Below are 20,396 nucleotides of genomic sequence, written 5' to 3' on the forward strand. Positions count from 1 at the left end.
TTTAACTTTCCAATAACACAGGTTGCGAATTCAAGTTTTACACTGGGGTCAGTCAGAAGAACAGGCAGGTAATGCGATGAATCAGGATCTATATATTCACGGATTAAGTAAAACCTTCAGCCAAATAACAGCGCTGCATGAGACGAATCTGGTAGTACGACGGGGCAAATTCACAACACTGCTCGGACCGTCCGGCTGTGGGAAAACAACGCTCCTGCGCTTGATTGCTGGTCTGGAGATACCGGATACCGGCACAATCATGATGGGAGAGGAAATTCTTTTTTCGGCAGAACGCAAAAAGGATATTCCCGCCCATCTCCGCCACTTTGGCATGGTCTTTCAGGATTTCGCGTTATGGCCGCATATGACAGTGTTTGAAAATGTGGCCTTCGGCCTGCGTGCGGGCAAGCGAGGGAAAGGGTTCGCCAGCGTACGAGACAAGGAACTGCGGATCGTGGTGCTGGAGGCGCTCGATATGGTCAGATTGTCAGGGATGGAGGATCGGTATCCTCATCAGCTGTCCGGTGGTCAGCAGCAGCGGGTTGCCTTTGCAAGAGCGGTTGCTATCCGGCCTCGACTTGTTTTGTTCGACGAGCCGCTCAGTGCGCTGGATGCGGTGCTACGGGAGGAGATGCGCATTGAGATGCTATCGCTTGTGCGCGATCTGGGGCTGACCGCCCTATATGTTACCCATGATCAGATCGAGGCCATGTCCATGTCTGATGAAGTAGTTGTTATGAAAAGTGGACATATTTTGCAGACCGGAACACCAGAGGTGATCTACGGTTGCCCAGCTCATCCAGAGGTGGCGAGGTTTATTGGCAAATCCAACTGGCTGGAGTCGGAACGGACACTATTCCGTCCTGAACATGTCCGTTGGGAACAGGAGCAAGCGGATCAGCATGCTTTTACAGTAGAGATCCTGCATGTCAGCTATGTCGGCGATCGTTATGAAATTCGTATACTAGCCGAGAACGGCGAGCAATGGACTGCATATCATTCCATCCGCTTGCCCATAGGTCAACAAATGCACATTTGGGTATCACCGCAACACATCCACCAACTTGAAGCATAGGGAAAAGGGGTAAATATAAGATGATGAATAGGCATGTTTTTCGTACAGGATGGAAAAAAGGGACGATGCTCGCATTAACATTGACTTTTGGACTCGCTGTGGCGGGTTGCGGAACAGCAACGCCATCCAAGGACGGGGCGCCAGCTAATGGATCAGCAGGACAAGCGGAGGCAGCATCCACCGATCAGAAGCTGGTGGTCTACAGCGCAGGCCCGGATGGACTGGCGAAAAAGCTGGTAGCAGGGTATGAGGCGCAGAGCGGAGTTAAGGTAGAGTTGTTCCAGGGAACGACAGGAAAAATTTTGGCCCGCATGGAAGCCGAGAAGACGAATCCGGTAGCGGACGTGGTTGTGCTGGCATCGCTTCCGTCTGTACAAGGCTTGAAAAAGGAGGGACTTACGCTGCCTTACCTGGATGCCAAGAACGCAGACAAGCTAAACCCAGACTGGTCCGATAAGGAGGGCAACTACTTCAGTACCAGTGCTTCTGCTCTGGGCATTGCGTATAACACGAAGCTGGTGAAAACACCACCAACTTCATGGGCTGATTTGGCGAAGCCTGAGTACAAGGATCAGGTTAATATTCCCGATCCATCCCTGTCCGGCTCAGCGTTGGATTTTATGACAGGCTATCTGAGCGCCAAGGGCGATGGAGGCTGGACGTTGTTCGAGCAGTACAAGGCTAACGGTGTTGCTATGGCTGGTGCCAATCAGGAAGCGCTGGACCCCGTGATTACCGGAGCTAAAGGTATAGTCGTCGCTGCGGTCGATTACATGACCTACAAGGCAAAAGCCAAAGGCGAGCCGATTGACATCGTCTATCCGACAGAGGGAACAGTCATCAGCCCACGTCCTGCCGCAATTCTCAAGTCAACGCAGCATGAGCAGAATGCGAAGGCATTCATTGACTATCTGTTGTCGGACGAGGCACAGAAACTAGTAGCAGATGCCTCCTTACTCCCGGGCCGCACGGATGTCAAAGCCGACAAGCGTGCCAACCTGGACGAGATTCCATTGTTGAAAACCAATTGGGAGTGGATGGGTGAGCACGGATCAGACGTGACGGAGAAGTTCACGCAAATGTTCAAGTAAGCCGATGGGAGGCTTATCCGTTAAACACATCAGAGCGTGGTGTCTGACGCTGGCTCTGATCGCGCTTCTTTTCCTGATTGTGATGCCGTTGCTGCAAATCTTTATCCAAAGTGTGTATGTTGATGAAAAATTTCAATGGGATGCGCCTTTTCGAACGTTAGCTGCTTCACCATTTGCGGGAGTGCTATTCAGCTCGATTTGGCTAGGCATCTGTGTGATTGCAGGAACGACGGTACTTGCGCTTCCGCTAGCATGGATCATGTCCAACACTCGTCTTGCACACTGGCGCTGGTTGGATGTCGTGTTGCTGATTCCGTTTATGACCCCGCCCTATATCGGTTCCATGGGCTGGATTCTGTTCATGCAAAAAAACGGATATCTGGAGCAGTTGTTCCCGGACCTGCATTTCTTAACGCCGTCCTTCTTCAGCCTTGGTGGCATGGTGATGATCATGAGCCTGCATCTGTTTCCATTCCTGTACCTGCTGCTGCGCGGGGCGCTGGTGAGGATTGGCGGGAGCCTGGAAGAGGCGGGTGCCGTAATGGGCGGCGGCTTTCTGTACAGATTCCGTCGAATCATTTTACCGCTGCTGCTTTCAGCTTACGGAATGGGCGCGTTGCTCATTTTCGTTAAAACGATTGCCGAGTTTGGCACCCCTGCTACCTTTGGGCGACGTATCGGGTATGAGGTCATGACTTCGGAAATTCACAAATATATTTCCAGCTGGCCCATAGATTTTGGCAAAGCGACGTCAATGGCCTCGGTGCTGTTAATCGCCTGTCTGCTCATGTGGTATGCGCAATCGGTGATCAACCGAAAGTTTACGTACAGGCTGGTAGGTGGTAAAGGTTCGCGTCCGTCCCGTCTTCGTATATCCGGCTGGACTACGGGGCTGAGTGTTGCATACATTCTATTGTTGCTCATTGCGTCCATTGGCATTCCTTATTTTTCAATTCTTTCAGCCTCGACGATGAAGCTGAGGGGAATTGGGCTCGCCTGGGATAATTTGACGCTCGACTCTTACAAGGAACTGCTGTCTTGGGGATCAGAGAGCATGGAGGCGCTCCTGAACAGCGTATTTCTCTCTTTGGGCGCTTCGACGCTTGCTGTGGTGCTGGGCACTTGGTTTGCGCTTGTCATTGGCGGCTCACGCATAAGAATCCAACGGACGGTTGATGCATTTAGCTTGCTTCCGAATACGGTGCCGGGAATTGTTATGGTGGTCGGCCTGATTTTGTGGTGGAACTCACCATGGATGCCGATCCCTTTGTATAACACATACGGCATGGTCATTCTGACGTATGTTATCTTGTTTGTTCCTTATACGGTGCAGTATGTCAAAAGCGCCTTTACGCAGGTGGACACTGGTCTTTTTCAGGCGGGACAGGTATTTGGCGGGCGACCGTCTTACATATTCCGCCGGATTGTGCTGCCGCTGATTGTACCGGGAATGCTCGCTGGTTGGATGATGACATTTACCATTGCTTCACGCGAGCTGGTAGGATCGTTGCTGATTTTGCCGCCATCCGTTCAGACGTCTGCAACCTACATATTTGCACAATTTGAGCAGGGACAGGTGTCACTTGGGATGGCGATGGCCGTCATATCGGTCGGAATGACCACACTGCTGCTGATCTTAATGGAAAGCTTAAACTCGCAAAGAAAGTGGAAATGATCATGACCAAGCTTAGGATTTGGGGAGGAGCGGGCGAACATGGCCGCTCCTGCTATGTTTTTGAAGGAACTCAGCATCGCGTCATGCTGGATTGTGGCGTGAAGAAGGAAGGAACCGGACAATATCCGATTTTTCCGCCGCAAAAGGCGGAGGGACTGACCACTGTATTGCTGTCTCATGCACATGAGGATCATTCCATGGCGCTCCCCTTACTGTACAAGTATGGATACCAGGGGGAGGTCTGGACGACCAAGGCCACCGCTGAGCAGCTAGGCTCCTATTTTCGCTCCTGGCATACTTATGTTGAATCGAGAGGAGCCGAATTGCCATACGACGTACAGGATATCCAATCCATTGCTTATCGCTATCTAGAAGATGAAGCGCCAGCAGGAGAATGGCTTGAGGCTTGTCCGGGTGTGAGAATCATGTGGGGACGCAGTGGACATTTGGCTGGTGCAGTGTGGTATGCGGTAGAAATGGAAGGGAAGCGGTTGTTTTTTTCTGGAGATTACAGCCGCGAATCTGAGCTTCTTGCTGCCGATGCGCCAGACTTGGGTGTTGGGGAGGGGCTGCATGACCTGCCTGAATGGAAGTCAGAGCCCAATCTAGCGGACATATCCATTATGGACAATGCCTATGGCATGGATATAGACCCGCAGCCTGTTAAGCTGGAGCGGCTGAGGGTCGAGATGGAGCGGATATTATGGTCTGGTGGTCATGTGTTGTTGCCGGTGCCTGTCTTTGGCAGAGGACAGGACTTGATCGTATGGGCTAGCGAGCAATTCCCTGCACAGGCAATGATTGTAGAGCACGACATATGGCAGGGATTGAAACAGTTAAAACGCTGGAAAGAATGGCTACGTCCGGAAGCTCCAGCGCGAATAAAAAATGTGCTAAACAGTGACAGGGTCTTCGTGCCTCGTGATGCTGCGGAACGAGTGAGTCTGCTGGAACAGAACCCAACGGCTATTATCATAACAAGAGACGGCATGATGGATTCCCCACAGGCGCGCTGGTACTATCAGTATCTATCGGATAACCGCAACATGGGGGAGGGTAATGATAGCGGAGAAAGAATCAGCAACAGTGTTATATTGACCGGGCATGCTCCACATGGTTCTTTTGGCAAACATCTGTTGGAACGTGCAGATCAAAATGACAGCTGTGTAGCTCGGCATTTGATTTACAAGGTGCATCAGGGATTATCAGATGTGCGGCAAATGTTGAAGGAGCTGCCTAGCAAACAGGTTGTACTCGTTCATGCGCCAAAGCTGCAGACTGACCTGGTACGAGACGAGTTGATAAGAGCAGGAAATCGTGGGTGTGAAAGTCCTGCCAGAAAAGTTCATTCTTTGGAGCCGGGCGCTACACTAGAGGTTTAGCATCACATCATCATTTACTTCGTGCCCTCCTGCATCAATCGGAAGGCGTCGACTTCGCCAAGTTTGGTGGAGATAGAGCTGCGTCCAGCGCTTTTACGCAGGCGTAGCGGTGTGGCGGTACGCTTAAGCAGCGCTTTGATTTCTCCAGGCTCCAGTTCCGGTCTCAGTGAAAGGAGAAGTGCGATGCTTCCGGTCACATGGGAAGTAGCCATAGAGGTACCGCTCATTTCGTGATGCTTGCCATGGATCCAGGAGGAGGTGATCTTTTCGCCCGGTGCGTACACATCTACAAATTGCCCTCGGTTGCTGAAAGGTGCGATGCGTCTGTATTTGTCAGTAGCCCCCACTGAAATCGTCTGGGAATAGCGGGCTGGATAGTCAATACTTCGGCGCTTGCCCTCATTTCCCGAGGACGCTACAATCACGATGCCGTTATGATATGCTTTATTCACCATATCAAGTAGTGCCTTGCTGCGCGACTTCATACCAAAGCTCATATTGATGATATCGACACGATTTAATACACACCAGTCGATACCAAGAATGATATCGGAGACGTAGGCAGCTCCATTATGATCAAATGCTTTTACGGGATGAATTAAAGCCCGTGGTGCTACGCCGACCATACCTTCGTCATAGTTGGACGCCGCGATAGTTCCAGCAATATGAGTACCATGGCCATTATCGTCATAGGGTAGCATGGTTCGGTTAAGCAAATTAATACCTCTGGCGAGAGAATGACGAAGATCAGGATGTTGAAAATCCGCTCCTGTGTCAATCACACCGATTCTGACCCGATTCCCTGTCGAGGAAGGCCAAGCCTTGTATGCACGTACCTGTTTGACTCCCCATGGCATGTAAAGGTTCTTTTCTGCTTTTGGTATATGAGCAGTTTCAGCGTGGACCTTCATGCGGGTATCTTCTTCAACGGTAACACCGTTGTGATATTTGCCTAGCCTGTCTCCCCCTGAAAGCGGAGCGATTAAAGCGCGGATTAGTCGGGCCGGTTGTACTTGCCGTAATCCCGCAAGCTCGGGTTTCAGCTTCCTGAGATAGGACAGGCATTCCCGGTATTGGTGAGGCTTATCGAACGTGATGATCTGTTTGTTCCGTCCACTGCCGGACGGCTCCGAAATACCCTCATGCAAACGCTGCAAAAAATCCGGATAGTCCATTTGAGACGGTCCCCCTCCGATGAGCCATGCTGAGGTATTGTATGAGCAAGCGTCAGCTGCGGCATGGGAAACCTGCCCCTTTTTTATGGAAATAGGCCTGCTTGTCGTGTCAAAGTGACCGTGGACACATACGATACATGGAGGGCATAAGCTCTTGTGCAACAACTTTGGGGGGTTCTCCCGGAGCGGGTACAGTCGAAGACGGGGGGGACCCCGTCTTTTTATGTGTGCCGTCTTGTTTAGAGGGATATTACTGGAAATTATGACGATACCCATCTTTAACTTGCAATTTGCTTCCAAATAGGTTTTACTTAGTTTTGATAATGGATATGTTAGTATTGCATGTATCGTGTATGCTCTGAAACATGTTCTTGTGAATTACGTGTGAGAGGAAGTGTCCCTAGGTGAGTACCCCACTCAACTTGAAGATTGACCCGGAGAAAGTCCACGAGACTCCAATGGTGGATTTGGCATTTATGGTATTGAAAGCAGCCAATACTCCGTATTATTACCGTGACCTGATGAAGGAAGTCGCCAAATTGCGTGGCTTTTCCGACGAAGAAATTAATGACGTTATTGCTCAGCTATATACTGAAATCAACATTGACGGGCGTTTTGCCTGTGTCGGTACGAATCTGTGGGGCTTGAAACGTTGGTATCCGGTAGATAAATCCGAAGATGCCCTGACAGGAGCCAAGCGTCCTCGTATTATTAACGACGAAGACGATGACGATGAAGATGACTATCATGAGGAAGAAGAAACATACAACTCTGATGACGACTTCGATGCAGATAGCGAAGACGAGGATGGCGAAGATGAGCTGTTCGACGGAGAAGAAGATGATGATGATAGTGATGAAGACGTGGTTATAGACGATGAAGACCTCAGTGATGAGGAAGATTCAGAAGATGAAAATGACGATGAGTCGACGGAAGACGACGATTCGCTTCGTTAGGAAACAGGCTGTAAGGGGAGATGCGTTCTCCCCTTTTTCATGACCGTTTTCTTGAAAACCTCTTCTGATTTAAAGCTTTCAGGTGGATTCTCTCCAATCTGGTTCAATGGACAAATTAACACAGATAACTTCCTTGACAGCGGATTGGACACGGGGTAAACTATTGCTTGGGCTTATGATTGATTCACTTATATGTTTGCTTTTTGTATAAAAGTGCCCCGTACTACGGGAGTGCTTTTTTGTTTTTTATAGGGGTGTTTTCACTCATGAAAGAGGGCTAAGGGCGGCGGACATGGAAAATGATTCCGCTGCCTTCTTCATGGATGATAATCCGTGCAAACGGGTTACGATAACATCATAATGTCGCCTGAATTTTGCATCTTATCTAGGAGGGTTTTGAACAGTGACAAAGTATATTTTTGTGACAGGCGGGGTTGTGTCTTCCTTGGGCAAAGGGATTACGGCAGCTTCACTGGGGAGGCTTTTGAAGAACAGGGGACTGAAGGTAACGATTCAAAAATTTGATCCTTACCTGAATGTCGATCCGGGTACGATGAGTCCTTACCAGCACGGTGAAGTGTTTGTAACGGATGATGGTGCGGAAACGGACCTTGACTTGGGACACTATGAGCGCTTTATTGATATTAATCTGTCCAAGAACAGCAATGTCACAACAGGCAAGGTATATTCCAGCGTAATCAGCAAAGAACGTCGCGGAGAATATTTGGGCGGTACGGTGCAGGTTATCCCTCATATTACGAACGAAATCAAGGAGCGCGTGTACCGTGCAGGCCGTGAAGCAGGTTCGGACGTAATTATTACAGAAATCGGCGGTACTGTGGGCGATATTGAAAGCTTGCCATTTTTGGAAGCTATTCGTCAGCTCAAAAGCGAAGTTGGGCGCGAGAATGTAATGTACATTCACGTAACGCTCATTCCTTATATTAAAGCTGCTGGTGAGGTTAAAACCAAACCAACTCAGCACAGTGTAAAAGAATTGCGCAGCATCGGCATCCAACCGAATGTCATTGTTTGCCGTACAGAGCATGAACTGTCCTCCGATATGAAGGCAAAAATTGCATTATTCTGCGATATTGATGCGAATGCAGTGGTAGAATGCCGCGATGCATCAACCCTCTACGAGGTTCCGTTGAACCTGCGTGAAGAAGGCTTGGATGAAATCGTAGTTAACCACCTCAAGCTGACAACACCTGCACCAGATATGACCGAATGGGAAGGGTTAGTTGATCGAATCAGCAAGCTGGATAAAACGGTTGAGATTGCTATTGTTGGTAAATATGTTGCATTACATGATGCGTATTTAAGTGTGGTTGAATCACTTTCCCACGCTGGATTTGATGCGAATGCAGACGTAAAAATCCGTTGGGTGAACGCTGAAGAAGTGACGGACGAGAACGTAGCTGACATGCTGGGCGGCATTGGCGGCATTCTCGTACCGGGTGGCTTCGGCGATCGCGGAATTGAAGGCAAAATCAGTACCATCCGTTATGCACGGGAGCAAAAAATTCCGTTCTTCGGCATTTGTCTGGGTATGCAGGTATCTGTCATTGAGGTTGCCCGTTCCCTGGCTGGTCTCGAAGGAGCCAACAGTTCGGAAATTAACCCGGCTACGGATTATCCTGTCATCGACTTGCTTCCTGACCAAAAAGACATCGAAGATTTGGGCGGTACGATGCGTCTTGGCTTGTATCCATGCAAACTGGCGGAAGGTTCCTTGGCTTCGGCTTGTTACAACGACGAGCTGGTGTACGAAAGACACCGTCATCGGTACGAATTCAATAACGAATATCGTGAAGTTATTGAAAAAGCAGGTCTTCGTATTTCCGGTACTTCACCGGATGGACGCTTGGTGGAAATTGTGGAGCTCCCTGAGCATCCGTGGTTCCTGGCGGTACAGTTCCACCCAGAATTTACTTCCCGTCCGAATCGTCCGCAGCCTTTGTTCCGTGAATTTGTAAAGGCAGCATTGCAGCTTCAAGGTTAATGTTTGGGCTTGTAAGACCTCCTCAGGGAGGTCTTTTTTTATCCCATGCTTCCTGATTATGAAAGAATATTCCACAATTATGTATAAGAGCAGGATTTTCTTTTTGCAGGAGCGAATATAGTTTTAGGTATGGGACGGATATTGTACGTCATCGGACGCTGTTATGGCAATAGCTGCATGATCCTCGTTTTAAGATCTTAGGAGGTTAAAACATTGGAAAAGAAGAAAGTATTAATCGTCGATGACCAGAATGGAATACGGATTTTATTGATGGAAGTGTTCGGAAGTGAGGGTTATGAGACCTTTCAGGCGGCGAACGGAAAAATTGCACTTGAAATTGTTGAGAAGGAACCACCTGATCTGGTTCTGCTCGATATGAAAATTCCAGGTATGGACGGACTCGAAATTCTGAAGCATCTAAAAACCATGAATCCTGATATCAAGGTTATTATGATGACAGCATATGGAGAACTGGACATGATTAAAGAGGCGACGGAGCTAGGTGCGCTAATGCATTTTACCAAGCCCTTTGATATTGACGAAATGCGGATCGCTGTGAACAAACAACTCAGAGGTGATTAGGTGAGTCACTATGGTTGAGAACTCTGTTAACACAACAGGGTTTTTTGTTTGTGATTATGGGAAATACTGAAAGTAAATCCTCTCCTTATACAATTCTATGGAAAAACGGCGTCCTGGGCGTGATTTTTGTATGTGTTGATATGCAAAAGCTTGTTTAGTATTTAACATGGGTTGTGGTATAATAAGCCCGTATGTGATGTCGGCTAAAATATAGACAAACCCAAACACCTTTAGGAGGACTGTAACCATGCCATTGGTATCTATGAAAGACATGTTGAACAAAGCACTCGAAGGAAAATATGCAGTAGGTCAATACAACATTAATAACCTGGAGTGGACTCAAGCTATTTTGGGCGCTGCTGAAGAAGAAAAATCCCCAGTAATCTTGGGTGTTTCTGAAGGCGCAGCACGTCACATGGGCGGATTCTACACTGTTGTTAAAATGGTAGAAGGTCTTATTCATGACATGAAAATCACCGTTCCAGTTGCGATCCATTTGGACCACGGTTCCAGCTTTGAAAAATGTAAAGAAGCTATCGACGCTGGTTTCACATCCGTTATGATTGACGATTCCCACAGCCCGATCGACACAAACATTGCTACAACGAAAAAAGTGGTAGAATATGCTCATTCCAAAGGCGTTTCCGTTGAAGCTGAAGTTGGAATGGTTGGCGGTCAAGAGGATGATGTTGTCGGCGACGTAATGTACGCTAAGTTGGACGACTGTCTGCGTATCGTTAACGAAACAGGTATCGATACGCTGGCACCTGCACTGGGTTCCGTACACGGACCTTACAAAGGCGAGCCAAACCTCGGGTTCAAAGAAATGGAAGAGATCTGCAATGCAATCAAACTTCCACTCGTTCTGCACGGTGGTACTGGTATCCCAACACATGACATTAAAAAAGCAATCTCCCTGGGAACTTCCAAAATCAATGTAAACACTGAGAACCAAATCGTATTTGCGAAAGTGGTTCGTGAAGTGCTTGCTGAGAAACCGGATGCTTATGACCCACGTACATTCATCGCTCCAGGTCGTGAAGCGATTAAACAAACCGTTATCGGTAAAATTCGTGAGTTCGGTTCCAACAACAAAGCGTAATAATGAATCAACTGGTCGTGCTTCTGCACAGGCTAGATGCATTTTTTAGTTGTAACTGTAGTTCTACTGCACAAAATATTTAAATCTGTACAGTTGAATAGTTTGGTATGGAAAGCACACCGCTTAGCCGGTGTCTTTCCATTTTCACCACTAAAAAAGTTAAAAGTTTATGATTTGAGATTATTGTTTGAGTTTATTGTTTGACCGACTGCAAAACACGTAGGGGGACCCTCAAGCTTATGGAAAAATTGATGATCACCGGTGGACGGCCGCTTCAAGGTACAGTTTCCATCAGCGGTGCCAAAAACAGTGCCATCGCCTTGATTCCCGCAGCCATTCTGGCAGAGTCGGAAGTCATTTTGGACAATTTGCCACTGTTGAGTGATGTGGCGGTGTATTCCGAAATACTAGAGGAACTTGGTGCAACGGTTACCTGGGAAGGTAGCCAGATGAAAATAGATCCTTCCTCTATTAAATCCATTCCTATGCCGAATGGGCCTGTTAAGAAATTACGAGCCTCTTATTATATGATGGGAGCCATGCTGGGCAGATTCAAGGAAGCGATCATCGGTTTGCCAGGAGGGTGCAATTTCGAACCCCGGCCGATTGATCAGCATATCAAAGGTTTTGAAGCGTTGGGTGCCACGGTTACGAACGAGCACGGTGCTATTCATTTGCACGCCAAAGAACTGCGCGGAACCAAAATTTATTTGGATGTTAGCAGCGTAGGCGCTACCATTAATATTATGCTGGCGGCAGCACGTGCCAAAGGCGCCACAATTATTGAAAATGCGGCTAAAGAGCCTGAGATTATAGATGTAGCAACCCTTTTAAACTCCATGGGGGCCATTATTAAAGGCGCCGGTACGGAAACGATTCGAATTGAAGGTGTGTCGGAGCTGCATGGCTGCCGTCATTCGATCATACCTGACCGTATACAAGCGGGCACATATATGATTGCCGCTGCGGCAACCCGTGGAAATGTATTGATTGACAACGTAATTCCCAAACATATGGAGGCTCTCACTGCAAAAATGCAGGAAATGGGCATCGGCATCGAGGAATATGATGAAAGTATTCGCGTACTGGGTGCACCTTCCTATGAACATGTCGACGTTAAAGCCTTGATATACCCCGGATTCGCCACAGATTTACAATCTCCCATGACCAGCTTGCTTACCCAAGCACAGGGTGTCAGTGTATTGAGCGATTTTGTGTACAGCAATCGTTTTAAGCACGTTCCTGAGCTGGTGCGAATGGGGGCTAAAATTCGCGTAGAGGGTCGGTCCGCCATTATAGAGGGTGGTCAACTGAATGCAGCTAAAGTAAAAGCAGCAGATCTGCGCGCCGGAGCGGCCCTTGTCATTGCTGGACTTACAGTAAGCGAAGGCGTAACCGAGGTGACGGGTGTCGAGTACATTGACCGTGGTTATGATCACCTTGTCTCCAACCTGCGTCTTTTGGGCGCGGATGTATGGCGGCAAACTGAATAATTAAACCATGCAATTTTTTCGAACTCCCGGACGAAAGCAATAGAACGGGCAACACCTATGCAGCCGCTGCTTGATAAAAGATTGTGGTTCATACCTAACAATCTTTTATCGGAAAACCGGAATAATTCGGTATAATCCAGGCAGGTGGCTGCATAACTTTATTTGTTTTGGTTAAAATTATGTTAATGGTGTTTATGATATCATTGTCTATCATTTAGATGTATGAATGGACTTAATAATTGAATAGGTGGTTATTATATGGATCTGCAAATTTCCGATCTGGAAGAAATGAAGCTGACCGACCTGTACAAGCTGGCCAAGCAATACCAGATCCCGTACTACGGAACGCTCAAAAAGAAAGAATTAATTTTCGCCATCCTGCGCGCACAAGCTGAGAAGAGCGGATTGATGTTTATGCAGGGGGTTCTGGAAATCCTTCCCGAAGGTTACGGCTTTCTGAGGCCGATCAATTATCTCCCGAGTACCGAAGATATTTACATCTCTGCTTCACAAATCCGCAAGTTTGACTTGAGGACAGGCGATCTTGTTTCCGGTAAATGCCGAACGCCAAAAGAGAATGAACGATATTTTGGATTGCTTCAAGTTAACGCCGTCAATGGAAGAAGTCCTGAGCAAGCTGCTGAGCGGCTACATTTTCCTGCACTGACTCCACTGTATCCGCAAACCAAATTAGTCCTTGAAACTTCCCCCAACCATTTGTCTACGAGAATTATGGATGTACTGGCCCCTGTCGGACTTGGACAGCGCGGACTCATTGTAGCACCTCCCAAAGCTGGGAAGACGCTTCTCCTCAAAGAAATTGCCAATAGCATTTCTACCAACAATCCCGAGATCGAGCTTTTTGTCTTGTTGATTGATGAACGCCCCGAAGAAGTGACCGACATGCAGCGTTCTGTTAAAGGTGAAGTTGTGGCCTCTACATTTGACGAACTTCCTGAAAATCACATCAAAGTGGCAGAACTCGTGTTGGAGCGTGCACTGCGTCTCGTAGAACATAAAAAGGATGTTGTCATCCTGCTGGATAGCATCACACGTTTGGCTCGTGCGTACAATCTCGTTATCCCTCCTTCTGGTCGTACTTTGAGCGGGGGTATTGATCCGGCGGCATTTCACCGTCCAAAGCGCTTTTTTGGTGCGGCTCGGAATGTGGAGGAAGGCGGTAGCTTGACGATTCTTGCTACAGCGCTGATTGACACAGGATCACGCATGGACGATATCATCTATGAGGAGTTTAAAGGTACAGGCAACATGGAGCTGCATTTGGACCGCAAGCTGGCAGAACGTCGTATCTTTCCTGCGATTGATATTCGTCGTTCCGGCACACGCCGTGAGGAAGTGTTGTTGAATAAGGAAGAATTGGATACCATCTGGGCCATTCGTAAAAATATGACGGAAAGCCATGAATTTGTGGAAGGCTTCCTCAAAAAGCTGCGTAATAGCAAAACTAATGCTGAGTTTTTGGCTTCGTTTGATTTGACGGCACCTTCTTCCAGTGGCTCGCAAAGCAGTTCTGGTGGGCAACAACGGAGAACGGCGCGTTCTACCACAGCGTCAGTCCCGGCCACAACCAACTAAAACCCATCATGTATTTTATCTGTTCCGTAAGCACACAGTCGTTACCATTCATTTTGTTAATGGCGTAGGCTTAACGGAGCGAAAGGAGCTCCATAATGTATTTGGTGTATGCCGACGAAAAAGGCAATGTATATGATCATGCTTCTTTGTATGGGCTTGCCCGTAGTGCAGACATGATTGTTGAAATCATGGAGGATGAGCTTATTCCGTTACCGGAAGGAGCTACATTGGTAAGCCTACCCAGCACTCGCCCGGTCGGTATGAACCCTGAAACAGGGGAAATGGTTTCTCTTCCCGGAGATATGCAAGCAGTAGGGGCTTTATTGCCGCAAGGTTTTACACGCTTGTGCCTGCCGGGATATGTGAAGACCGATAAGGAGTACAAACTTCCCTTGTTCGGTTATTCGGCTGTAGTCTGGAAAGATGGGGCATTTTATGTAACGGCAGAGCAGAGTGACAGTCCATCCAAGTGGAATCCGGAAAACTGTGACCGTCATCAAGTTAAATTGGGTGTGCAGCGGATGACGGAGCAATATCCCGAAAATCGGCTGTACCAACATTTGTCTAACTGTGCGCTGGGCTACGAATGTCTTACTTCCTCGAACACATTCCTGAATCGCTGGGAAGGTGGAGTTCCGGTATCTTATTCTTGTAATGCGGGTTGCTTTGGGTGTATATCTGAACAGCCGGATGACAGTGGTTTCGTATCTCCGCAGACAAGAATGAACTTCCGTCCTCGCGTCGAAGAAATTGTAGAAGTTATGCTGGAACATTTGAAGACACCGGAGTCCATCATCAGTTTTGGCCAAGGTTGCGAAGGTGAGCCTTCCACACAAGCCAAACTGATTATTGATTCGATCAAAGAGGTGCGTTCCATTACGGATATGGGATACATTAATATCAATACGAATGCGGGATTGAACGATCATATCCGGGGAATCGTGGATGCGGGTCTTGATCTGATGCGCGTCAGTACCATTAGTGCACTGGACGATCACTACAATGCGTATTACAAGCCGCGCGGCTACACGTTGGCTAATGTGGAAAAATCACTTCGTTATGCTTCTGAGCAGGGAGTATATACGTCGATTAACTATTTGATTTTTCCGGGTGTAACTGACCGAGAGGAAGAAATTGAGGCAATGATTGAATTTGCCAAACGTACTAAGCTCAAGCTGATTCAAATGCGTAACTTGAATATCGATCCTGAAAGCTATCTGGAGTTGATTCCACCTGCTCAAGGTGAGATTCTTGGTATGAAGCAAATGCTTGAGATTTATCGTGAGGAGCTGCCTGATGTAGTCATCGGTTCTTACACTCATGTACCGCCACAAGGGCTGGCACGTCCCAAATTTGCCAAGGCCTAAAATGGTCGATGTAACTTGAAACACACCTATTTTATGCCATCTTTGAATGCAGAAAAGAGTTGTTGAAACGCTCATATTCAAGTGCTATAATGTGAACATGTGTTCATACAACTCTGGACTGATAGGACGTTCAGGGCGGAAAGAGGTGAAAGTTCAATGCAACAAGCTATTCAACCAAATTTTAACGTAACTAATGTCACTTGTGCTTGTGGAAATTCGTTTGAAACTGGTTCTGTGAAAGGATCTCTGCGTGTGGAGATTTGCTCCGCCTGCCATCCATTCTTCACAGGCAAGCAGAAATTTATTGATGCTGGTGGACGCGTGGATCGTTTCAAAAAGAAATACGGTATCTAATGGATTACCGCAGGTTATAAAGTTATTAGAGCCTTCTGCAACTGCAGAGGGCTCTTTTTGTAATAATGTGTATTTGCTTTTTATGCGGCCTTAAGATATACTTATTTTCACCGTGCTAGATGGGGAGGCAGCGGTGCCCTGTAACTCGCAATCCGCTATAGCGAGGTTGAATTCCTGTTAGAGGTGTTGTTGATGTGAGGCTGGTCCCTGCGCACAATGTTGACGGCTGGGTCCTCCGCAATGAGTACTTGTGAACCTGGTCAGGTCCGGAAGGAAGCAGCCATAAGCAGGTCCACTCTTGTGCCGGAGGGTTGCCTAGCCCGAGTTGCTGTTCAGGATTGCCGCTCGGATCACAACGATCAATAACAGGTGCACGGTATATATTGGTAATTAGAACATCTTGGCAATCATTGCGAAGATGTTTTTTTGTGTTTTATAAATTGGAAGGTGTCTGGTTTAGATTCGGACGGGAGTATAGTATAATGAAGTGACCATGAATGGTCATGAAAGTGAATGGGAAAGAGGGTAACGCGCATTGGAACATATAGCGTTGTACCGTGCTTGGCGGCCGCAGGCTTTCAAGGACATGGTAGGACAACAGCATATTATCCAGACATTGCAGAATGCCATCCGCGAAAATCGCACGTCCCATGCCTACCTGTTCAGCGGTCCACGAGGAACAGGTAAGACGAGTGCGGCCAAAATTTTGGCCAAGGCAATCAACTGTGAGCATGGACCTGCGCCGGAACCTTGCAACGAATGCGAAGCCTGTAAACGGATCACGGCCGGAGCGGTCATGGATGTACAGGAGATTGATGCAGCCTCCAACCGGGGCGTTGAAGAGATTCGTGATTTGCGCGATAAAGTCAAATATGCGCCCACAGAAGTGCGGCACAAGGTTTATATCATTGATGAAGTGCACATGCTGACGACGGAAGCGTTCAATGCGCTGCTCAAGACGCTGGAAGAGCCGCCGCCACACGTGATGTTCATATTGGCTACGACTGAACCACATCGGATTCCGGCGACAATTATTTCACGTTGCCAGCGGTTTGACTTCCGGCGGGTATCGCTGGAAGAACAGACAGAGCGGCTTGACCTGATATGTCAACAGGAGAACATACAGGCTGATTCGGATGCACTGCAGTACATTGCGCGTCTTTCAGATGGCGGGATGCGAGATGCGGTTAGCGTTTTAGATCAGATATCCTCGTTTACAGATGGTCGGGTTACTTATCAGCAGGTGCTGGATATGACGGGAGGTATTGCGTCCGAGCAATTCGGTAAGCTTGCCTTGGCATTGCTGAAAGAAGATGTGGGCACGGTGCTCCAAATGATCGAGAACTTTATGCAGGAAGGTAAAAGTGCGGATAAGTGCATGGAGAATCTTCTGTACTATTTCCGAGATCTGCTAATGATCAAGATGGTGCCTCAGGCGACCAAAATGACGGAGCGAGTGCTGGATCCAGAGCGATTTAAGGAAGTGGCAGATGCTTTTACCAAGGAGCAACTCTTTGCGATGATTGACACCCTTAATCGTTATCAGAGTGAGATGAAATATGCCGTACAGCCACAAACCTTGTTTGAGGTAGCTCTATTGAAGCTGTGCAGTATTCCGGGGGAAGCAGGAACTGTTGCTCAGCCGACCGCACAACGCTCTGGCGCTGCAGCTGATCAGGAAGATGTGGTAATGTTGAAGCGTCAGCTTGCTGAGCTGGAAAAGAAACTGGAGCGCGCGCTGCAAGGTGGATTGGGCGCTGGAGCGGGACAGGAAGCATCGTCGGGTGGTCGTCAGGCTTCCGGGGGGCGTGCCCCTGCTCCGCGGATTTCAGCGCCAGCCAAGCTTCCTTCTCAGTTGGATCGCTATATCGCTGAGAAGTCGAGCGAAGCATTCGCAGCAGCAGGACGTAAGTGGAGCCAGATTTTGCAAGGGGTAAAAGAGGCGAAAGTTACGGTTCATGCTTGGTTTATGGATGGTGAGCCAGTTTCTGTGTTAGAGGACAGTGTGCTGGTTGCATTTAAGAACAATATTCATCGTGAAACTACCGAAAAGCCTGCCAATAAGCAGGTCATCGAGAAGGTATTGCATGAGCAGTTGGGTCATCCTTATCGTTTAGTAACGATGATGCAAAAGGATTGGAATGCTGCGATTGAAGGAGTTTCCGACCAGCCTGCCGAAGAATTGCAACTGGAGCCGGAGCATGATGCGCCGGGAAAGTCCAAGGAGCCCTGGATTGATGAAGCTATTCAACTTTTCGGGGAAGACCTAGTAGTCATTAAAGATTGAATCAAGTTTCTAGATGTATACTTCATTAAAGGAGATGATTGAAATGAACAATATGAACCAAATGATGAAGCAAGTGAAAAAAATGCAGGAACAAATGCTGAAAGCCCAAGAGGAGCTTGGCGGAAAAGTAATCGAAGGAACTTCTGGCGGCGGTGTTGTGACGGTGGAGGTAAATGGACATAAAAAAGTGTTGTCCATCACGATCAAACCGGAAGCTGTAGATCCTGATGATGTAGAAATGCTGCAAGATCTTGTGCTGACTGCTGTCAATGATGCTTTGTCCAAAGCAGATGAACTGGCTAATGATGATATGGGTAAATTTACAGGCGGCATGAAAATTCCGGGCTTGTTCTAGTCTGCTGCATAAAGGAGAAACACGCTATTGTATTATCCGGAGCCGATTGCAAAGCTAATTGATGCTTTTACGCGCCTGCCGGGAGTAGGGCCGAAGACGGCTGCCCGGTTGGCTTTTCACGTACTGAAAATGAAGGAAGATGATGTGATTGACTTTGCCAAAGCGCTGGTCAATGTAAAACGCAATCTTCACTTCTGTTCAGTCTGCGGCAACATTACGGACACAGATCCTTGTCGGATCTGTCAGGATAAGACGAGGGATACCTCCGTCATTTGTGTTGTTCAGGATTCCAAGGATTTGGTGGCTATGGAGCGTACCAAAGAGTTTAATGGTTTTTACCATGTGCTTCATGGGGCGATATCTCCTATGGAGGGAATTGGTCCTGAGGATATCAAACTCAAGGAATTGCTGAACAGACTCAGTGATGAACGCGTCAAGGAGCTGATTTTAGCTACGAACCCGAACATTGAAGGAGAGGCCACGGCCATGTACATTTCTCGGCTAGTGCGTCCTTTTGAAATCAAGGTTACTCGTATTGCTCATGGATTGCCAGTGGGTGGAGATTTGGAGTATGCCGACGAGGTTACCCTGTCCAAAGCGTTGGAAGGCCGTAGAGAGCTCAATTAATAGGTGTATTTATACGTTATAAATAGGGAGTCTGAAATGTCCTTTGGGCATTCTCGACTTACTTGGGGGAGCCGCTATGGCTCCTTTTTTATTTGCGGTGATAGATGGCAGTATAGATGGTTCCTGGTTCTAAGTTTGTCCTTAGTTCAATAAGTATGAATAAGGTAGTCTTGCAGACTGTGCACATAATTCAGCTTGTGAGGAGGATGAACGGATGTGGGAACGGATGAAACAAAATTTCCGTCGTCAGGAGAATGGCAAATCAGAAGCGGAGTATCGGCAGGAGTTGTTTGCCCAGATTCGGGCTTCGCATGCGGAATGGCTAAGAGCGCATCGTTTATTTCATGAAGCTACGGGTAAAGATGAGATCGACTACGCTATATTTGTTCTAGAAGCTGCAGAACGTAAATATCAGATACATTTAAAAAGCGCGAAACAGCAAGGCCTGCATCGTTTTCATCTGCCTGCAGATGAACCTGGGTATGCCAATGATACGGATCGTGTTCACAAGCGGAGAGCTGAATGAAAGGGGCGGTCTGGCTTGTTCTGATTGCCTGTGTCGGGATGCTACTATTTCTAATCTTAAAAAAACGTTTGGGTATCGGCTGGCTTGTAGTATTCGGGGCGCATATGGGCCTGGCAGCCATCGCATTGTATGTTATCAATTATTCAGGGTGGATTACGCAGGTGTACATCCCGATCAATCCAGTGACAATGGGGGCGGTAACGATATTAGGTTTGCCTGGGATTGTCCTTTTACTGGGATTGAAAATAGTATTATTCGGACAGGCCATATGAAAACTTTAATGTTATTGTTTCTATTTTTAAAATATAGTTGACGGCGAATTCAAAAATGTGATACATTAATTCTCGGCCCTTAAAGCCCGGGAATTTTTTGTGAGAACAACATTTGAATGAAATTAAAAAATAATTTTAAAAAAAAGTGTTGACTTAAATCCCGAATGTGTGTTATATTAATCAAGTCGCCGCTGAGATGCGGTGGTGAAACAAAGTAAGACATAATGCAGGTTTGATCTTTGAAAACTGAACAACGAGTGAGTAAAACGATTTTGTTCGCAAAATCAAACAAGAGATATTTTTATCTCGTCAGTTTCAAAATGAGCTTATCGCTCTTTCTATAAACCGACTTCGGTTGGTCTTTAATGGAGAGTTTGATCCTGGCTCAGGACGAACGCTGGCGGCGTGCCTAATACATGCAAGTCGAGCGGGGTTGTTTAGAAGCTTGCTTCTAAACAACCTAGCGGCGGACGGGT

At 47.6% G+C, this 20,396-nt stretch carries 18 protein-coding genes, 1 rRNA gene and 1 other RNA gene; 19 read left to right on the top strand and 1 reads right to left on the bottom strand.

Annotated elements, in window-relative coordinates; all coding sequences use genetic code 11:
• Positions 1-76: 76 nt before the first annotated feature.
• From GRP75_RS05010 to GRP75_RS05025, 4 genes are read left to right on the top strand one after another with little or no spacing between them, the layout of a single operon-like run.
• Entirely contained in the window at positions 77-1,075 is a 999-nt protein-coding gene (locus GRP75_RS05010) for an ABC transporter ATP-binding protein (protein ID WP_160788752.1), read from the top strand.
• Positions 1,076-1,095: 20 nt separating this feature from the next.
• Positions 1,096-2,166 carry an ABC transporter substrate-binding protein gene (locus tag GRP75_RS05015; protein ID WP_160788753.1) on the top strand — a complete coding sequence of 357 codons (1,071 nt, stop codon included), beginning with the start codon at positions 1,096-1,098 and terminating at the stop codon, positions 2,164-2,166.
• 4 nt (positions 2,167-2,170) lie between these two features.
• Positions 2,171-3,841 carry an ABC transporter permease gene (locus tag GRP75_RS05020; RefSeq protein ID WP_160788754.1) on the top strand — a complete coding sequence of 557 codons (1,671 nt, stop codon included), beginning with the start codon at positions 2,171-2,173 and terminating at the stop codon, positions 3,839-3,841.
• On the top strand, positions 3,838-5,223 hold the full coding sequence (locus tag GRP75_RS05025; protein ID WP_160788755.1) for an MBL fold metallo-hydrolase: 1,386 nt from the start codon (positions 3,838-3,840) through the stop codon (positions 5,221-5,223). Before GRP75_RS05020 ends, GRP75_RS05025 begins: the two co-directional genes overlap by 4 nt.
• A gap of 14 nt (positions 5,224-5,237) precedes the next feature.
• Here the strand turns inward: GRP75_RS05025 and GRP75_RS05030 are convergent, their stop codons facing one another.
• On the bottom strand, positions 5,238-6,398 hold the full coding sequence (locus GRP75_RS05030) for a S8 family peptidase (RefSeq protein WP_028542571.1): 1,161 nt from the start codon (positions 6,396-6,398) through the stop codon (positions 5,238-5,240).
• 404 nt (positions 6,399-6,802) lie between these two features.
• Between GRP75_RS05030 and rpoE the strand changes: the two genes are divergently transcribed.
• The 15 genes from rpoE to GRP75_RS05105 all read left to right on the top strand — a co-directional run.
• On the top strand, positions 6,803-7,354 hold the full coding sequence (gene rpoE, locus GRP75_RS05035; RefSeq protein ID WP_013308216.1) for a DNA-directed RNA polymerase subunit delta: 552 nt from the start codon (positions 6,803-6,805) through the stop codon (positions 7,352-7,354).
• Positions 7,355-7,757: 403 nt separating this feature from the next.
• Positions 7,758-9,359, top strand: a complete 1,602-nt coding sequence (locus GRP75_RS05040) for a CTP synthase (protein WP_028542570.1) — start codon at positions 7,758-7,760, stop codon at positions 9,357-9,359.
• A gap of 213 nt (positions 9,360-9,572) precedes the next feature.
• Positions 9,573-9,941 carry a response regulator gene (locus tag GRP75_RS05045; protein ID WP_013308218.1) on the top strand — a complete coding sequence of 123 codons (369 nt, stop codon included), beginning with the start codon at positions 9,573-9,575 and terminating at the stop codon, positions 9,939-9,941.
• 247 nt (positions 9,942-10,188) lie between these two features.
• Positions 10,189-11,043, top strand: a complete 855-nt coding sequence (gene fba / locus GRP75_RS05050; protein WP_013308219.1) for a class II fructose-1,6-bisphosphate aldolase — start codon at positions 10,189-10,191, stop codon at positions 11,041-11,043.
• Positions 11,044-11,282: 239 nt separating this feature from the next.
• A complete protein-coding gene (locus GRP75_RS05055; RefSeq protein ID WP_013308220.1) occupies positions 11,283-12,536 on the top strand; it encodes a UDP-N-acetylglucosamine 1-carboxyvinyltransferase in 1,254 nt (417 codons plus the stop codon).
• A 258-nt stretch (positions 12,537-12,794) separates the two neighbouring features.
• Positions 12,795-14,132 (top strand): transcription termination factor Rho, encoded by a 1,338-nt coding sequence (gene rho / locus GRP75_RS05060; protein WP_028542569.1) that lies wholly within the window; start codon positions 12,795-12,797, stop codon positions 14,130-14,132.
• A gap of 95 nt (positions 14,133-14,227) precedes the next feature.
• Complete coding sequence (locus GRP75_RS05065; RefSeq protein ID WP_053324367.1) at positions 14,228-15,499, top strand: radical SAM family protein; 1,272 nt, start codon at positions 14,228-14,230, stop codon at positions 15,497-15,499.
• Between the two features lie 156 nt (positions 15,500-15,655).
• A complete protein-coding gene (gene rpmE / locus GRP75_RS05070; protein ID WP_025719104.1) occupies positions 15,656-15,853 on the top strand; it encodes a 50S ribosomal protein L31 in 198 nt (65 codons plus the stop codon).
• A gap of 110 nt (positions 15,854-15,963) precedes the next feature.
• An RNA gene (gene ffs, locus GRP75_RS05075) (signal recognition particle sRNA large type) lies at positions 15,964-16,230 on the top strand.
• 158 nt (positions 16,231-16,388) lie between these two features.
• The gene (gene dnaX, locus GRP75_RS05080) at positions 16,389-18,140 is read left to right on the top strand and encodes a DNA polymerase III subunit gamma/tau (RefSeq protein WP_028542567.1); all 1,752 of its coding nucleotides are present in this window, start codon (positions 16,389-16,391) and stop codon (positions 18,138-18,140) included.
• A gap of 43 nt (positions 18,141-18,183) precedes the next feature.
• Complete coding sequence (locus GRP75_RS05085) at positions 18,184-18,495, top strand: YbaB/EbfC family nucleoid-associated protein (protein ID WP_013308226.1); 312 nt, start codon at positions 18,184-18,186, stop codon at positions 18,493-18,495.
• Positions 18,496-18,522: 27 nt separating this feature from the next.
• Positions 18,523-19,122 (top strand): recombination mediator RecR, encoded by a 600-nt coding sequence (gene recR / locus GRP75_RS05090; protein WP_013308227.1) that lies wholly within the window; start codon positions 18,523-18,525, stop codon positions 19,120-19,122.
• Between the two features lie 214 nt (positions 19,123-19,336).
• Positions 19,337-19,648 carry a DUF2508 family protein gene (locus GRP75_RS05095; RefSeq protein WP_025676300.1) on the top strand — a complete coding sequence of 104 codons (312 nt, stop codon included), beginning with the start codon at positions 19,337-19,339 and terminating at the stop codon, positions 19,646-19,648.
• The gene (locus tag GRP75_RS05100; protein ID WP_025719099.1) at positions 19,645-19,920 is read left to right on the top strand and encodes a pro-sigmaK processing inhibitor BofA family protein; all 276 of its coding nucleotides are present in this window, start codon (positions 19,645-19,647) and stop codon (positions 19,918-19,920) included. Before GRP75_RS05095 ends, GRP75_RS05100 begins: the two co-directional genes overlap by 4 nt.
• Before the next feature lie 362 nt (positions 19,921-20,282).
• A 16S ribosomal RNA gene (locus GRP75_RS05105) occupies positions 20,283-20,396 on the top strand; the annotation flags it as partial.

It is taken from the genome of Paenibacillus sp. OT2-17 (genome assembly GCF_009827695.1).
Classification (GTDB): Bacteria; Bacillota; Bacilli; order Paenibacillales; family Paenibacillaceae; genus Paenibacillus; species Paenibacillus polymyxa_B.